Source organism: Amycolatopsis sp. NPDC045836, assembly GCF_056431745.1.
On the sequence record NZ_JBWKKF010000010.1, the window covers coordinates 186,961 to 201,943 of the forward strand.

At 72.8% G+C, this 14,983-nt stretch carries 11 protein-coding genes, 1 tRNA gene and 1 pseudogene; 5 read left to right on the forward strand and 8 right to left on the reverse strand.

Features of this window, described 5'->3' with window-relative positions:
- Window positions 1–8: 8 nt before the first annotated feature.
- A complete protein-coding gene (locus AC07EG_RS21050) occupies window positions 9–1,262 on the forward strand; it encodes a cation:proton antiporter (RefSeq protein WP_478254825.1) in 1,254 nt (417 codons plus the stop codon).
- A gap of 156 nt (window positions 1,263–1,418) precedes the next feature.
- Entirely contained in the window at window positions 1,419–3,179 is a 1,761-nt protein-coding gene (locus AC07EG_RS21055) for a glycoside hydrolase family 3 protein (protein ID WP_478254960.1), read from the forward strand.
- Window positions 3,180–3,236: 57 nt separating this feature from the next.
- Here AC07EG_RS21055 and nrfD read toward each other — a convergent pair whose 3' ends face one another.
- From nrfD to AC07EG_RS21085, 6 genes are all read right to left on the reverse strand, one after another.
- Window positions 3,237–4,148: an NrfD/PsrC family molybdoenzyme membrane anchor subunit gene (gene nrfD / locus AC07EG_RS21060; protein WP_478254826.1), complete on the reverse strand. Its 912-nt coding sequence runs from the start codon at window positions 4,146–4,148 to the stop codon at window positions 3,237–3,239.
- Window positions 4,145–4,912: a 4Fe-4S dicluster domain-containing protein gene (locus tag AC07EG_RS21065; RefSeq protein WP_478254827.1), complete on the reverse strand. Its 768-nt coding sequence runs from the start codon at window positions 4,910–4,912 to the stop codon at window positions 4,145–4,147. Before AC07EG_RS21065 ends, nrfD begins: the two co-directional genes overlap by 4 nt.
- A complete protein-coding gene (gene fdh / locus AC07EG_RS21070; RefSeq protein WP_478254828.1) occupies window positions 4,909–8,091 on the reverse strand; it encodes a formate dehydrogenase in 3,183 nt (1,060 codons plus the stop codon). Before fdh ends, AC07EG_RS21065 begins: the two co-directional genes overlap by 4 nt.
- A 9-nt stretch (window positions 8,092–8,100) precedes the next feature.
- Entirely contained in the window at window positions 8,101–9,819 is a 1,719-nt protein-coding gene (gene selB, locus AC07EG_RS21075) for a selenocysteine-specific translation elongation factor (RefSeq protein ID WP_478254829.1), read from the reverse strand.
- The gene (gene selA / locus AC07EG_RS21080; protein ID WP_478254830.1) at window positions 9,810–11,063 is read right to left on the reverse strand and encodes an L-seryl-tRNA(Sec) selenium transferase; all 1,254 of its coding nucleotides are present in this window, start codon (window positions 11,061–11,063) and stop codon (window positions 9,810–9,812) included. Before selA ends, selB begins: the two co-directional genes overlap by 10 nt.
- Window positions 11,063–11,157: transfer RNA gene (locus tag AC07EG_RS21085), tRNA-Sec, on the reverse strand. Before AC07EG_RS21085 ends, selA begins: the two co-directional genes overlap by 1 nt.
- Window positions 11,158–11,217: 60 nt before the next feature.
- On the opposite strand from AC07EG_RS21085, the gene selD reads away from it, so the two are divergent.
- The 3 genes and pseudogenes from selD to AC07EG_RS21100 all read left to right on the forward strand — a co-directional run bounded on the left by selD (window position 11,218) and on the right by AC07EG_RS21100 (window position 13,071).
- Window positions 11,218–12,210, forward strand: coding sequence for a selenide, water dikinase SelD (gene selD / locus AC07EG_RS21090; protein WP_478254831.1), 993 nt, complete (start codon window positions 11,218–11,220; stop codon window positions 12,208–12,210).
- Window positions 12,211–12,212: 2 nt separating this feature from the next.
- A pseudogene (locus AC07EG_RS21095) lies at window positions 12,213–12,449 on the forward strand (ArsR/SmtB family transcription factor); the annotation flags it as partial.
- Window positions 12,442–13,071: a cation efflux transmembrane domain-containing protein gene (locus tag AC07EG_RS21100; protein ID WP_478254961.1), complete on the forward strand. Its 630-nt coding sequence runs from the start codon at window positions 12,442–12,444 to the stop codon at window positions 13,069–13,071. The pseudogene AC07EG_RS21095 and the gene AC07EG_RS21100, both read left to right, overlap by 8 nt.
- Window positions 13,072–13,419: 348 nt before the next feature.
- Here AC07EG_RS21100 and AC07EG_RS21105 read toward each other — a convergent pair whose 3' ends face one another.
- Complete coding sequence (locus tag AC07EG_RS21105) at window positions 13,420–14,742, reverse strand: alpha/beta fold hydrolase (protein WP_478254832.1); 1,323 nt, start codon at window positions 14,740–14,742, stop codon at window positions 13,420–13,422.
- Complete coding sequence (locus tag AC07EG_RS21110) at window positions 14,697–14,972, reverse strand: hypothetical protein (RefSeq protein WP_478254833.1); 276 nt, start codon at window positions 14,970–14,972, stop codon at window positions 14,697–14,699. Before AC07EG_RS21110 ends, AC07EG_RS21105 begins: the two co-directional genes overlap by 46 nt.
- Window positions 14,973–14,983 lie beyond the last annotated feature (11 nt).

The following is a 14,983-nucleotide window of genomic DNA, read 5'->3' on the forward strand; positions in this document are numbered from 1 at the left end:
GACCCGATATGCCCAACACCCTGCTGGCCCCTGCCTTCTTCCTCGCCGTAGTAGCCATCCTGCTCACCTGCCGCGCCGTCGGCTGGGTGCTGCGCGCCCTCGGCCAGCCGCCCGTGGTGGGCGAAATGGTCGCCGGGGTGGTGCTCGGGCCGTCGGTGCTCGGGCTGCTGGCACCCGGCGTGGAAGCCGCGTTGTTCCCCGAGGAGCTCCGGCCCGTGCTCTACGTGGTCGGCCAGATCGGCCTGGTGGTGTTCATGTTCCAGACCGGGTACGAGTTCCGGGCCGACCGGGTGCGCCGGGTGGCCCGCCCGGCCGCGTTCATCTCCACCGCGGGCATGGTGGTGCCGCTGGTGCTCGGTGCCGCGCTCACCTGGGCCGCACACGGCTGGGTCAACCTGTTCCCGGACGGCGTTTCGCTGGTGGTCTCCATGCTCTTCGTCGGCGTGGCGCTGGCGATCACCGCCTTTCCCATGCTGGCGCGGATCATCACCGAACGCGGGCTGACCGACACCCGGTTCGGCTCGGTCGCGCTGGCCTGCGGCGCACTGGACGACGCGGTGGCCTGGGTGCTGCTGGCCGGGGTGCTCAGCATCGCCGCGGGCAGCGCCGGGCCGGTGGCGCTGACCGCGGGCGGCACCGCGATCCTGGTGCTGCTGCTGGTGGCCGTCCTGCGGACGAACGAGCGCGCCAGGGCACTGGCCGACCGGCTGCCCGCCGAGCACCTGCTGCTGGCGCTGGTGATCGTGTTGTTCCTGGCGGCCTGGTACACCGACGTGATCGGGCTGTACGCGGTGTTCGGCGCGTTCAGCCTCGGGGTGGTGTTCCCGCGGTCGGAACCGGTGGACCGGGTGGTGGCCAAGATCGCGCCGGTCGGCGCGCTGTTCCTGCCGCTGTTTTTCACCTACTCCGGGCTGAACACCGACTTCGGGCTGCTGGTCGACCCCGGGCTGCTGCTGTTCGCCGTGGCCGCGGTGGCCGCCGCGATCGCCGGGAAGCTGGGTGCCTGCTGGGCCGCCGCGCGCTTCGCCGGTGAATCGCCGGAGGTGGCGCTGCGGGTCGGCACGCTGATGAACGCCCGCGGGCTGATGCAGCTGATCGCGATCAACGTCGGGCTGGCCGCCGGGATCGTCACCCCGGAGTTGTTCAGCGTGCTGGTGCTCGTCGCCATCGTCACCACGGTGATGGCCACGCCGGTGCTGCGGCTGTGGGACCGGCTGGACCGGCGCGCGGCCCGGCCACTGGCCGTGGGGACAGGTGATTGACGCCTCCCTCGCCTCGGTAGTAGCTTCTCGCCAGGGCCACAATTGGACTAGACCAGTGGATTGGGCTCCCTTCGACGGAAGAGGGTTATCGTGCCGGAAGGCCAGGCGAGTTCGCGCTCCAGGAGATTGACCGCGCTCACGCTGTCGTGCGCGGGGCTGCTCGGGGCCACCGTGTTGTCCGCCGCCGTTCCCGCGGCCACCGCGGACGACCGCACGCGGGGCACCGACGTGGCAGCCGCCGAGCAGACGCTGCGCGGGTTGTCGCTGGAGCAGAAGATCGGCCAGCTGTTCGTGGTCACCGTCTACGGCAAGTCGGCGGGCGACGCGCACCCGATGAACCAGCAGATGTACGGGGTCGCGACGCCCGCCGAGGTCGTGCGCGAGCACCACGTGGGCGGGGTCATCTACTTCAACAACGACGACGCCGACAACGTCGACGACCCGAAGCAGCTGGCCCGGTTCTCCAACGGGCTGCAGCGCGCGGCGCTGTCCTCCGGGGCGCACCTTCCGCTGATCACCTCCATCGACCAGGAGGGCGGGCAGACCACCCGGATCAGCGCGCCCGCCACCGAGTACCCCAGCAGCATGGCGCTCGGAGCCGGGCGCTCGGCCGACAACGCCGGGCGGCTGGCCGCGATCAACGCCCGTGAACTCCGCGCGATGGGCGTCAACCAGAACTTCGCGCCGGTGGCGGACGTCAACTCGAACCCGCTCAACCCGGTGATCGGCACCCGGTCGTTCTCCTCGCAGCCGGGCCTGTCCAGCGAACTGGTCGCCGCCGAGGTCCACGGGTACCAGGATTCCGGCAAGCGCACCGAAACCGTGTCCACCTCGGCCAAGCACTTCCCCGGCCACGGCGACGCGGACACCGACAGCCACACCGGCCTGCCGATCATCAACCGCAGCGAGGCCGACTGGCGCAAGATCGACCTGCCGCCGTTCCAGGCCGCGATGGCCGGTGGCACGGACTCGATCATGACCGCGCACATCGCGATGCCCAGCCTCGACCCGTCGGGCACGCCCGCCACCCTGTCCAAGCCGATCCTGACCGGGCTGCTGCGGAACGAACTGGGCTACGACGGCGTGGTGGTCACCGACGCGCTGCGCATGGACGCCATCCGCAAGCTCTACCCGGACGCGGAGGTGCCGGTGCTGGCCCTCGAAGCCGGGGTGGACCAGCTGCTGCTGCCGCCGGACTTCACCGCCGCGGTCAAGGGCGTCACCGACGCGGTGCACAGCGGCAGGCTGTCCGAGCAGCGCATCGACCAGAGCGTGCTGCGCATCCTGAAGCTGAAGCTCAAGCGCGGCATCCTGACCAAGCCGCTGGTCGACGAGCGGGCCGTGGGCAAGGTCGTCGGCAGCAAGGCGCACCGCGACGCCATCGCCCGGATCACCGAGCAGGCGCCCACCGTGCTGAGCAACGACGCCGGCCTGCTGCCGCTGGAGAAGCCGGGCAAGGTCGTGGTGGCGGGCTGGCACAAGCCGGACTTCCCGGGCTACCCGGCGGATCCGGTCACCTCGCTGGCGAAGGAACTGCGCGGCACCGCGGTGCCGACCGGGGAGAACCCCGGCCAGGCCGAGATCGGCAAGGCCGTCGCGGCGGCGAAGTCCGCGGACACCGTGGTCGTGCTGGCCAACGGGCTGCGGACCAGCCCGGCGCAGGTGTCGCTGCTGAAGAGCCTGCAGGCGACCGGGAAACCGGTGGTCGCGGTGTCCATCCAGGAGCCGTACGACCCGGCCTTCGCGGCCAACCCGACCTGGGTGGCCACCTACGACTGGCGTGACGTGTCCATGTCGACGCTGGCCAAGGTGCTGCGCGGCAAGCTTTCCCCGGCCGGCAAGCTGCCGGTCGACATCCCCGCGCACGACGACCCGGCGAAGATCCTGTACCCGTTCGGGCACGGGCTGAGCTGGTAACAGCGGAACCCGGCGCCCCGGCTCGGCCACCACCGGGCCGGGGCGCCGTTCGCTTTTTCAGCCGGATCGGCGTTCGCGCTGCGGGACCACCACGTACTTCGGGTCCCGCGTGGACGCCACCCCGGCGGCATACACGCCGAACCGGGTGCACAGGCCCGCGGCCAGGTACGAAGCCCCGGCCAGCACCCCGGCCGCCCGGCTCCGGCCGGCGAACAGGGAGAGCCCGGCACCCGCCGCGGTGAGCACCCGGCTCGCCTTGAGCAGCCTGCCCGCGCGCCCGGTGCGGTAGGGCTCGGAAACCAGGCCGAGACCGTGTTCCAGGCGGGCACCCGCGGCCAGTTCGGCCACCGCACCGGCCACCCCCACCCGGATCGCCGGACCGGCTTCGGCACGCGGCACGGCCAGCAGCGCCACGCCGCTGCCGCCGGTGAGCGCACTGCCCGCGAACAACACCGGCAGGTCGTGGTAGCCCTCGTGCCACGACGGTGTGGCGGTGTCGGCCAGCAGCACCGCGGTGTAGGTGCACATGGCCGGGCCCAGCACCGCGGCCGCGCTCCCGGCCAGCCGCCCGAGCACCGGCAGCCGCCCGGAAAGCTCGCTCGCCGCGGCGATCGCGGTCAGCCCGGAGAACGGCGAGAGGATCCACGAACCCACCGACAGCGGCGACGTCGGCTTGAACACGCGCAGCATGTGCAGGAACCGCTCCGGCCTGCCGAGGTCGTGGATCAGCGCCACCACGCTCGCCAGCGCACCGGCGGAGGCCGCGACCCGGCCCACCCGGACCAGGGCCGGGCGCGCGGTCAGGTCGGCGAAGCCCGCCATGGTCGCCGAGGCACCGGCGAGCCCGCCGAGGAACAGGTACAGCGGCACGTCCGGCTGCTTCCACGCCGGTTCCTTGAGGATCGGCCTGCCGTAGTAGGAGCCGAATTCGGCGGGCTCGACCAGGGTGCGTTCCCGCTTCGGGCTCACCGGCCACCGCCGAGGAAGGACAACGCGACCGCGGCCACCACACCGCAGGCGGTGGCCGCCGCCCGCTTCCACATCGCGGGCAGGTCACGCGTGGTCACCACCGGGTCCGGGGGCAGGCCGTAGACCTCGGGTTCGTCCAGCAGCAGGAAGAACGCGCCGTCCCCGCCGACCCCGTCGTCCGGGTCGCGCCCGTAGAGCCGCGCTTCGGTGACGCCCTCCTCGTGCAGCGTCCGGACCCGTTCGTCCGCCCGTTCCCGCAACTCGTCCAGTTCGCCGAACTGGATGGAATCGGTGGGGCAGGCCTTGGCGCAGGCCGGTTCCATGCCCGAGCTGATCCGGTCGTAGCACAGCGTGCACTTGAACGCGCGGCCGTCTTCCTCGCGCTTGCCGATCACCCCGTACGGGCAGGCGGGCACGCAGTACCCGCAGCCGTTGCAGATGTCGCCCTGCACCACCACCGTCTCGAACTCGGTGCGCCACAGCGCCCCGGTCGGGCAGACGTCGAGGCAGGCGGCGTGGGTGCAGTGCTTGCACACGTCGCTGGACATCAGCCACCGCATCCCGTCGTCGGCCTGCGGCTGCTCGATGAACGCCACGTGCCGCCAGGTGCTCGCGCTCAGCGCCCCGGTGTTGTCGAAGGACATGCCGAGCAGGTCCAGCCCGCCGTCCGGCGGTACCTCGTTCCACTCCTTGCACGCCACCTCGCACGCCTTGCAGCCGATGCAGACCGAGGTGTCGGTGAAAAAGCCCTTCCTGCCGGTCATCCGCCCTCCTTCGCCCGGTACCGCTCGACCAGTTCGCGCAGTGCGGCCCCGCGGGGCCGCCGCCCCGGCCGGATGTCGCAGGTGGTCGCCTTCGACTCCTGGATGTGCGTGTTCGGGTCCAGCACCACCGGCAGCAGGTCGTTCGCCGAATCACCGCGCACCAGGCCGCTGCTGCCCCAGTGGTAGGGCAGGCCGATCTGGTGCACCACCCGCCCGCGCACCCGCAGCGGCCGCATCCGGCGGGTGACGAGCACCCGGGCCTCGATCGCGGTCCGCGCGGAGACGATCGTGGCCCAGCCGCCGTGGGCCAGCCCGCGTTCGGCGGCCAGTTCCGGCGAGACCTCGCAGAAGAACTCCGGCTGCAACTCCGCCAGGTACGGCAGCGTCCGGCTCATCCCGCCCGCGGTGTGGTGCTCGGTGAGCCGGTAGGTGGTGACCACGTACGGGTACACCGCGCTGCCCGCCGGGTGGTACGGGTTGACGGCCAGGTCGTAGGTCTGCACCACCGGGCTGTCCGACTGGCCGTGCAGCGCGTTGTCCACCGCGGACTCGTACGGCTCGTAGTGGGCCGGCAGCGGGCCGTCCACCAGGCCGGACGGCGCGTACAGCCAGGCACGGCCGTCGTGCTGCATGATGAAGGCGTCGCGGCCGCTGAGCGCGTCCTGCGCCTTGGCCCCCGGTGGCGGTTCGTAGTCGGGTGCCTTGTGCGCTTCGAAGTCCGGCACGTCCGGCCCGGTCCAGCTGCGGCTGCCCGGATCCCAGCGCAGGTACGCCTTCCGCTCGCTCCACGGTTTCCCGTCCGGGTCGGCCGACGCGCGGTTGTAGAGGATGCGGCGGTTGGCCGGCCACGCCCAGGCCCAGTCCTTCGCCACCCAGTCCTGTTCCCCGCCGGGGGTGCGGTCGGCCGCGTGGTTGCGGCCACCGGCGTAGACACCGCAGTAGATCCAGCAGCCGCACGAGGTCGTGCCGTCGGCGGTGAGCTGGGTGTAGGCCGACAACGGGCCTTCGGGACCGTGGCCGTTGATCTCGGCCAGCACCGCTTCCGCGCTCGGCTCGGCCAGCGGCCCCTCGGTCGGGTAGTCCCAGGTCAGCTCCTGGACCGGCAGGTCGCGCGGGTCGTCGCTGTCCGCCAGCCGGTCCCGGATGATCCGGCCGAGGTGGTAGTAGAACCACAGGTCGCTGCGTGCCTCGCCCGGCGGTTCCACCGCCTTGTGGTGCCACTGGAGCAGCCGCTGGGTGTTGGTGAAGCTGCCGTCCTTCTCGGTGTGCGCGGCGGCGGGCAGGAAGAACACCTCGGTGCCGATCTGCTCCGCGCTCAGCTCCCCGGTCTCGATCTCCGGGCCGTCCAGCCAGAAGTTCGCGCTCTCGATCAGCTGCAGGTCCCGCACCACCAGCCAGTCCAGGTTGGCCAGGCCGAACCGCTGCATCCGCCCGTTCGCCGAGCCGACCGCCGGGTTCTCCCCGACCAGGAAGTACCCCCGGCACGCACCTTCGAGCTGCGCCTTGATGGTGGTGTAGCTGCCGTGGTCACCGGTGATCCGCGGCAGGTGGCCGAAGCGGAAGTCGTTCGCCGGGGTGGCGTGCTCACCCCAGTACGCCTTGAGCAGGCTGACCGCGTAGGACCGGATGTTGCCCCAGAACCCGGCGTCGCCCTCGTCGTTGGCGACGTAGGCGTCCAGGTCGGGGTGCTGCTCGGCGTGCGGCATCGGCAGGTAGCCGGGCAGCAGGTTGAACAGCGTCGGGATGTCGGTGGAGCCCTGGATGCCGGCGTGCCCGCGCAGGGCCAGGATGCCGCCGCCCGGCCTGCCGATGTTGCCGAGCAGGCTCTGCAGGATCGACGCGGCGCGGATGAACTGGGCACCGGAGCTGTGCTGGGTCCAGCCCACCGAGTACACCCACGCCGTGGTGCGCTCGCGGCCCGAGTTCGCGGTGATGGCTTCGGCGATCTCGGTGAACCGCTCGGCCGGGATGCCGCAGATCTCGGCCACCACCTCCGGGGTGTAGCGGGCGAAGTGCCGTTTGAGCACCTGGTAGACGCACCGGGGGTGGGTCAGCGTCTCGTCCGTCTCCGGTTTCGCGCCGATCGCCGCGCCACCGCTGCCGTAGGACTCCGCGCGCGCCGTCTGCTGGTGGCGTTCGCCGCCGTGCTGACCGCCGGTCCCGGTGTCGTCGTAGGCCCAGGTGGCCGGGTCGTACTGCTGCCGCTGCGGGTCGAAACCGGAGAACAGCCCGTCCAGGTCCTCGGTGTCGGCGAAGTCCTCACGCAGGATGGCCGCGGCGTTGGTGTAGGCCAGCACGTACTCGCGGAAGTCCTTCTCCTCGTCCAGCACGTACTTGATCAGCCCGCCGAGCAGGGCGATGTCGGTACCGGCCCGCACCGGGACGTGGCTGTGCGCGACCGCGCTGGTCCTGGTGAACCGCGGGTCGATGTGGATGATCTTCGCCCCGCGTGCCTTCGCCTCCATCACCCACTGGAAGCCCACCGGGTGGCATTCGGCCATGTTCGAGCCCTGGAGCACGATGCAGTCGGCGTTGGCCAGATCCTGCTGGAACGTCGTGGCCCCGCCACGACCGAAGGAAGCTCCCAGACCGGGAACCGTGGCGGAGTGTCAAATACGCGCCTGGTTCTCGATCTGGATCGCGCCGAGCGCGGTGTAGAGCTTCTTCATCAGGTAGTTCTCTTCGTTGTCCAGGGTCGCGCCGCCCAGGCTGGCGAAGCCGAGGGTGCGGTTGAGCGCCCGGCCGTGCTCGTCGCGGTCCTGCCAGGTCTCGGCACGCGTGCGCAGCACCCGGTCGGCGATCATCTCCATCGCCGTGTCCAGCGGCAGCCGCTCCCACTCGCGGCCGTGGGGGCGCCGGTAGAGCACCTCGGTCACCCGGTCGGGGCTGGTCACCAGCTGCTTGCTGGCCGAGCCCTTGGGGCACAGCCTGCCGCGCGAGATCGGCGAGTCGGGATCGCCTTCGATCTGGGTGATCCGCTCGCCGGCGACGTAGACCTTCTGGCCGCAGCCCACGGCGCAGTAGGGGCAGACCGAGCGCACCACCCGGTCGGCTTCCCCGGTGCGCGCCCGCAGCTGCTCGGACCGCTTCGACTTGGCCGCGGCACCGCGGCCGAGGCGGTCCTCCCCGGTGAGCTGCCGGTAAACCGGCCAGCTCCCCAGCCACGTCCGCAGACCCATGCCCCCACGCTAATCCCTGTCCGGCCGCCGCGCAGAGCGACGGCCGTCCGGGTGACGCACGGTGTGCCCGCGCCGGTCGAGCAGTTCCAGCAACGGCACCGCGACCCGGCGGGTGGTGCCCAGCTCCCGGCGCGCCTCGCTGACGGTGAACGGATCCGGCAACCCGGCCAGCGCTTCCACCGCCAGCCGCACCGCTTCCGGCGTGACGACCACCGTTTCGGCGAGCCGGACCAGGCGTCCGGCGCGTTCGGCCGCCGCCAGTTCCCGGACCCCCAGGCCCAGTCCGGCGAGTTCCTCCGCTTCGGGGGCGCGCAGCGGATCGGCGCGCTGCTCGATCCGGGAAATCGCCCGTTCGAGTCGTTCCGGCAGGCCCGCGCCGGGCCGCCGGACGCGGCCCCCGGCCGTCTCGAAGCCGAGTTCTGCCAGCAGATCCGCCACCACCGCCGCCGCCGGCAGGCCGAGCCGCTGCCGCAGTGCGTCGACCGGCATCCCGGCGGACACCTCGTCCCACGCCGCCAGTTCCGCGCGTGCCTTCTCGCGCAAGGCGGCCCAGTGCCGCTCGTCGAACACCCACGCCCCCACCTGCCGCCCACGCGGGGTCCGGCCCATCGCGCGGAGGTCGGCGATACGCGCGTAACCGTGGTGCAGCCCGTCCGTCCCGGTCTCGAGCCGGTGCACCCGCGCCTTCGCCGCACCACGGCGGCGCAGTGCGGGTGGTGCCACGTCGAGCACCTCGAACCCGGCGGCGATCCGGTGTTCCCCGGGGTCGCGCAGCAGCCCCCGGTCCCCGATCCGCAGCGGCAGCGGCGTGCGCGTGGTCAGCCGCGCGAACTCCGCCCCCAGTGGGCGCACGCGCACCGGCACCGCCGCGGAACCCAGGTGCAGCACCAGCTCACGGTGCAGTTCGGCGGGCCGGTCCAGCCGCACGTCGAACTCCGCGGTGGACCACCACGCGCCGGGGGTCAGCAGCGCGTCGCCGCGGGCGAGCCGGTCGCGCTCGACGCCACGCAGGTTGACCGCCACCCTGGCCACCGCGCCGGCCTCGGCCACCTCCTCGCCGAGCGCCTGCAGCCCGCGCACCCGCACGGGCCCGGCCGAACCGGTGACGGCCAGTTCGTCACCGACACGCAGGTGACCGCCGCTGAGCGTGCCGGTGACCACCGTGCCCGCCCCGCGCACGGTGAACACCCGGTCCAGCCACAACCGCACCCCGGCCGCCCGATCGGGGGCGGGCAAGCCGGTGACCAGGTCCGCCAGGGCCTGCCGCAGGGCGGGCAGCCCGGCCCCGGTGTGCGCGCTGACCGCCACCGCGGGCACCCGCCCGAGCGTGGTCGCGGCCAGGTGGTCCAGCGCTTCGGCCGTCGCCGCGGCGGGATCGGCGCGGTCGGCCTTGGTGATCGCCAGCAGGCCGTGCCGGACACCGAGCGCGTCCAGCGCGGCCAGGTGCTCCGCCGACTGCCGCGACCAGCCTTCGTCGGCCGCCACCACGAAGAGCACCGCGGGCACCGGGCCGATCCCGGCCAGCATGTTCGGCACGAACCGCTCGTGCCCCGGCACGTCGACGAAGGCGAGCCGGTCACCGGCCAGTTCCGTCCAGGCGAAGCCGAGATCGATGGTCAGGCCGCGGCGGCGTTCCTCGGCCCACCGATCGGGCTGGATGCCGGTCAGGCGGTGCACCAGGGTGGATTTGCCGTGGTCGACGTGACCGGCGGTGGCGACTACCCACATCGGCGCACCGCGGCGGCGAGCACCTCGTCGTCTTCGGGCGCGACCGTTCGCAGGTCCAGCAGGCACCGCCCGCGCTCGACCCGGCCCGCCACCGGCGGGTCACCGGTGCGCAGCGCGGCGGCGAAGGACTCCGGCAGGCTGAGCGCGTGGCTGGGCAGTTCGGCCCCCGGTGCTCCCCCGCCGCCGATCACCGACACCGACGCCACCACCGGCACCCCCAGCTGCTCGCCGAGGCGTTCGGCACGGCTCCGCAGCTCCGCTTCGGCGGTTTCGAGCGCGGCACGCACCGGCGGCAGGGGCCCGCGCACGGTCGCTTCGAGCGCGGCCAGGGTCAGCTTGTCGACTCGGAGCGCCCGCGCGGCCGGATGCCGCCGCAGCCGCTCGACGAGCCCGGCCGCCCCCAGCAGCAGGCCCGCCTGCGGACCGCCGAGCAGCTTGTCGCCGCTGGCCGTGACCAGGTCCGCCCCGGCACGCAACGCGGTGGTGGCGTCGGGTTCGCCGGGCAGCGCGGGGTGCGGGGTGAGCAGGCCGGAGCCGATGTCCACCACCAGCGGGACCGGCAGCTCCGCCAGTTCGGCGATACCGGCTTCGGCGGTGAACCCGGTGACGCGGAAGTTGGACGGGTGGACCTTGAGGACGAACCCGGTGTCCGGGCCGATCGCCTCGGCGTAGTCGGCCAGGTGGGTGCGGTTGGTGGTGCCGACCTCACGCAGCCGGGACCCGGTGGCGGCCAGCAGTTCGGGGATGCGGAAGCCGTCGCCGATCTCCACCAGTTCACCGCGGCTGAGCACGATTTCGCGGCCCGGTGCCAAGGTGAGCGCGCAGAGCAGCAGTGCGGCGGCGTTGTTGTTGACCACGTGCACGCCACCGGCCCCGGGCACCGCTTCGGCGAGCGCGGCCAGCGCACCCCGGCCCCGCCGGGCCCGCTGCCCGGTCACCAGGTCGAATTCCACGTCGGTGGTCCCGGCGGCCGCCGCCACCGCGGCCCTCGCCGCGGCCGAGAGCGGGGCCCGGCCCAGATTGGTGTGCACCAGCACGCCGGTCGCGTTGAGCACCGGCCGGGCACCCCGCGACAACTCCGCCCGGGCGGCTTCGGCGACCCGTCCGGGCGGGATCTCCCCGTCGCGCGCCCGCTGCTGGGCCCGGCGAACGGCCGCCTTCACCACGTCCCGGCCCGCCGTCACGTCGGCCAGGGCGGCGAGCAGTTCGTCCGTGCGGGGGATCGCCCGCCGGGGGTCAGCCATGGCGGAGGCGGACGGGAATCGAACCCGCCAGCGGCAGTGCCTGCCGCTCAACGGTTTTGAAGACCGCGCCGGCCACCAGGCCGGATACGCCTCCCTGCATGCCGACATCGTGCCAAGGGTGCGGGCGGCGCGCGACCGGGGCAGCATGGGCCGCATGGCTCACCGGTTGACGCAGTACGCCCACGGCGGCGGATGTGCCTGCAAGATCCCGCCCGGCGAACTGGAGGCGGTGGTGGCCGGGCTGGCCGGGGCGCGGCCGGTCGCCTCGGCGCACGAGCTGCTGGTCGGCCTGGACCACGGGGACGACGCGGCGGCGGTGCGGCTGACCGGTGATCTGGCGTTGATCGCCACCACCGACTTCTTCACCCCGGTCGCCGACGACCCGTACGACTGGGGCCGGATCGCCGCGGCGAACGCGCTGTCCGACGTCTACGCCATGGGCGGCACCCCGGTGGTGGCGGTGAACCTGCTCGGCTGGCCCCGCGGGAAGCTGCCGTTCGAACTGGCCACCGAGGTGCTGCGCGGCGGTTCGGCCGTGTGCGCCGAAGCGGGCTGCCACCTCGCCGGTGGGCACAGCGTGGACGACCCGGAACCCAAGTACGGCCTGGCCGTCACCGGCACGGCGGCCCCGGACCGCCTGCTGCGCAACGACGCCGGGCGGGCCGGTGTCCCGTTGTCGCTGACCAAACCGCTCGGCGTCGGGGTGCTGAACAGCAGGCACAAGGCCACCGGGGAACGCTTCGCGCACGCCGTGGACTCGATGACCGCGCTCAACGCGGACGCGTCGAAGGCGGCGCTGGCCGCCGGGATCCGGTGCGCCACCGACGTCACCGGGTTCGGCCTGCTCGGCCACCTGCACAAGCTGGCCAGGGCCAGCGGGGTGACCGCGGTGGTCGACGCCGCCGCCGTGCCCTACCTGGACGGCGCCAGGGACGCGCTGCGGGCCGGTCACGTCAGCGGCGGCACGCGGCGCAACCTGGACTGGGTGCGCCCGCACACCGACCTGTCCGCGGTCGGTGAGGAGGACGCGCTGCTGCTCGCCGACGCCCAGACCTCCGGTGGCCTGCTGCTCGCCGGGGAGATCCCGGGGGCGCCGGTGATCGGTGAACTGGTGGAACGCGGGGAGCACACCGTCGTCCTCCGGTGACTTTGTTCGCCCTGCTCGACGGCGTGAGCTGTCCGGGCCAACTGGCCGAGCAACTCGAACCCAGCCGGTCCAAGGTGTCGAACCACCTGGCCTGCCTGCGGGGCCGCGGCCTGGCCGTGGCCGCCTGCGAAGGCCGCCAGGTCCGCTAGGCACTGGCCGACGCGCACCTGGCCCGCGCCCTGCGTGAACTGGTGCAGGTCGTGCTCGCGGTGGAACCCGGTGAGCACTGCGATGGGTGAGGACTGCTGTGGTCCGGGTGCGGTGGCCACGGCCCGCCGGGCCGTGTTGTCCCGCCGGGTGCGGTTGCTGGTCGCCGCCACGATCACCTACAACGTGGCCGAGGCGGTCGTCGCCATTTCCGCGGGCACGGCCGCCTCGTCGACCGCGTTGATCGGCTTCGGGCTGGACTCGGTGATCGAGGTCGCCTCGGCCACGGCGGTGGCCTGGCAGTTCTCCGACCGTGACCCCGAGGCCCGCGAACGCACCGCGCTGAAGGTGATCGCCGTGTCGTTCTTCGCGCTGGCCGCCTACGTCACCTTCGAAGCCGTGCGCACGCTGCTCGGCGCCGATCCCGCGGAACACTCCCCCGCCGGCATCGCCCTGGCCGCGGTTTCCCTGCTGGTGCTGCCGTTCCTGTCCCACGCCCAGCGCCACGCGGGCCGTGAACTCGGCTCGGCCAGCGCCCTCGCGGATTCGAAGCAGACGCTGCGGTGCCCGTACCTGTCCGGGGTGCTGCTGCTCGGCCTGCTGCTCAACAGCCTGTTCGGCTGGTACTGGGCCGATCCGCTGGTGGCGCTGGTGATCGCCGTCGTCGCGGTCCGGGAGGGCCGGGAAGCCTGGCGTGGTGAGCACTGCTGCTGACCTGGGCCACCTGGAGCGGCCGGTGCCCCCCGCGGCGTCGACCGGCCCCTCCAGGCGACAAGATCAACGTAACCCCGGGCGGGCCGGGTGCGCGCAGCGAGTTCACCGGAGCAGGGGACGCGGACCGGGTGCGCCCGGCAAAGGAACAGCCGGGTCCCGCGCCTGGGACCCGGCTGCACAGCTGCTCGAACCTCGGGGGGCTGGGATTCGAACACCTTCACTTTAACTAATGAGTAAGTTTCAAGAAAAGCACACGATCCGGGGAATCCGCCGGACCGCCCCGGACGCCGCCACCGCCTTCGACAGCGGCCCCGACGACAGCGCCGCTGCGGCCCTGCGCCGACCGCACTAACCGCGCAGGAACTCCAGAACCGGCTGCGTCTGGCCGACGATCGAGTGCCCCACCCCAGGCAGCAGGCGCACCTCCGCGTGCGGCACCGATTTCCTGACCCGCTCAGCGGTCCCCGGGGAATCGAACATGGCGTCGCGGGTGCCGGCGATGACGAGCAGGGGCATGTCCAGTTCCCTCAGGGCGTCATCGGAGAAGACCGGCAGGCGGTCTTGGCGGGGCCGGAAGTGGGTGAACGTCGTCATCAGGTACTCGGCGATTTCCGGGGTGTCCCGCGGCTCGACCCCCGCCACCGCCTTGATCGACCGGCGCCTGCCCCACCGGCCGAACGGTTTGTACAGCAGCACCTTGACCAGGAAGCCGAGTTTCTGCCGCCCGAGGCCGCCCGGGCACAGCAGCGCGAGCCGCTCGACGCGGTCCGGGCGCCGGGTCGCGTGGTCGAGTGCCAGCCAGCCGCCGAGCGAGGCGCCCGCGAACGCGGCACGCCGCACGCCGAAGTGGTCCAGCACCTCGTCCAGCCAGGCCGCGTGGGCCGGGGAGTCCAGCGCAGGGCGCGACGGCGCGGACAGCCCCGGTTCGCCGATCACGTCGACGGCGTGCACGCGGAAGTGCCGCGCCCACACCGGCACGTCGCCCAGCCACATCGCCGTGTTCGACCCCGAACCGTGCAGCAGCACCAGTGGCGGCGCGTCCCCGGGCCCGCACACCACCACGAACGTCTCGCCCTGGGACGTGGCGATCCGGTGCTGCTCGGCCGGAGCGGGCCAGTGCGCCAGGGTTTCCTGGTAGCGCCGCCGGATCTCACGCTCTCCGGCCTCGGACTTGTAGATCAGCTGCCGCGACACAAGAAGTACCGTAACACTCCCTATCAAGCTGTTTAAAGGGAATGATGGGGAAGGCTCAGGGCTTGGCCAGCGGCCGCGGACCTGGCTGATGTGGGCCCGCATGATCGCCTCGGCGGCGTCCTCGTCCCGCGATTCCAGCGTGTCGACGATCGCCAGGTGCTCCCGCGCGACGTCCACCAGCTCACCGCGCTCCCGCAGCGCCGACAACCCGAACAGCCGGGTGTGCGCCCGCAGGCCGGACACCAGGTTGGTCAGGCGCGGGTTCTCCGGGTAGGAGACCAGCCGCAGGTGGAACACGCGGTCGGCTTCGGTGTACTCGACCAGGTCCCCGGCCTCGGCGCCGGTGACGAGGTGCTGCGCCAGCTCCCGCAGCTCGGCGAAGTCCGCGTCCGGGATGAGCGGCGTGGCCTGCCGCGCGGCGGGTGGCTCGATCAGCAGCCGGATCTCGGTGATCTGGCCGGGATCGGCCTCCCCCACCTCGGTGACCCGGAACCCCTGTTCGGCACGATTTCGACCAGTTCCTCACGCACCAGGTCGAGCATCGCCTCCCGCACGGGGTGGCCGAGACGCCGAACCGCGCGCCGAGCGAGGGCGCCGAGCAGACCACGCCCGGCTCCCATCTCGCCGGAGACGATCGCCGCCCGCAGCGCGCGCCCGACGCGTTCGCGCAGGCTGACCTTCGCCAGCCGGACCAAGCTCGAAGCCACCGCGCTGACCT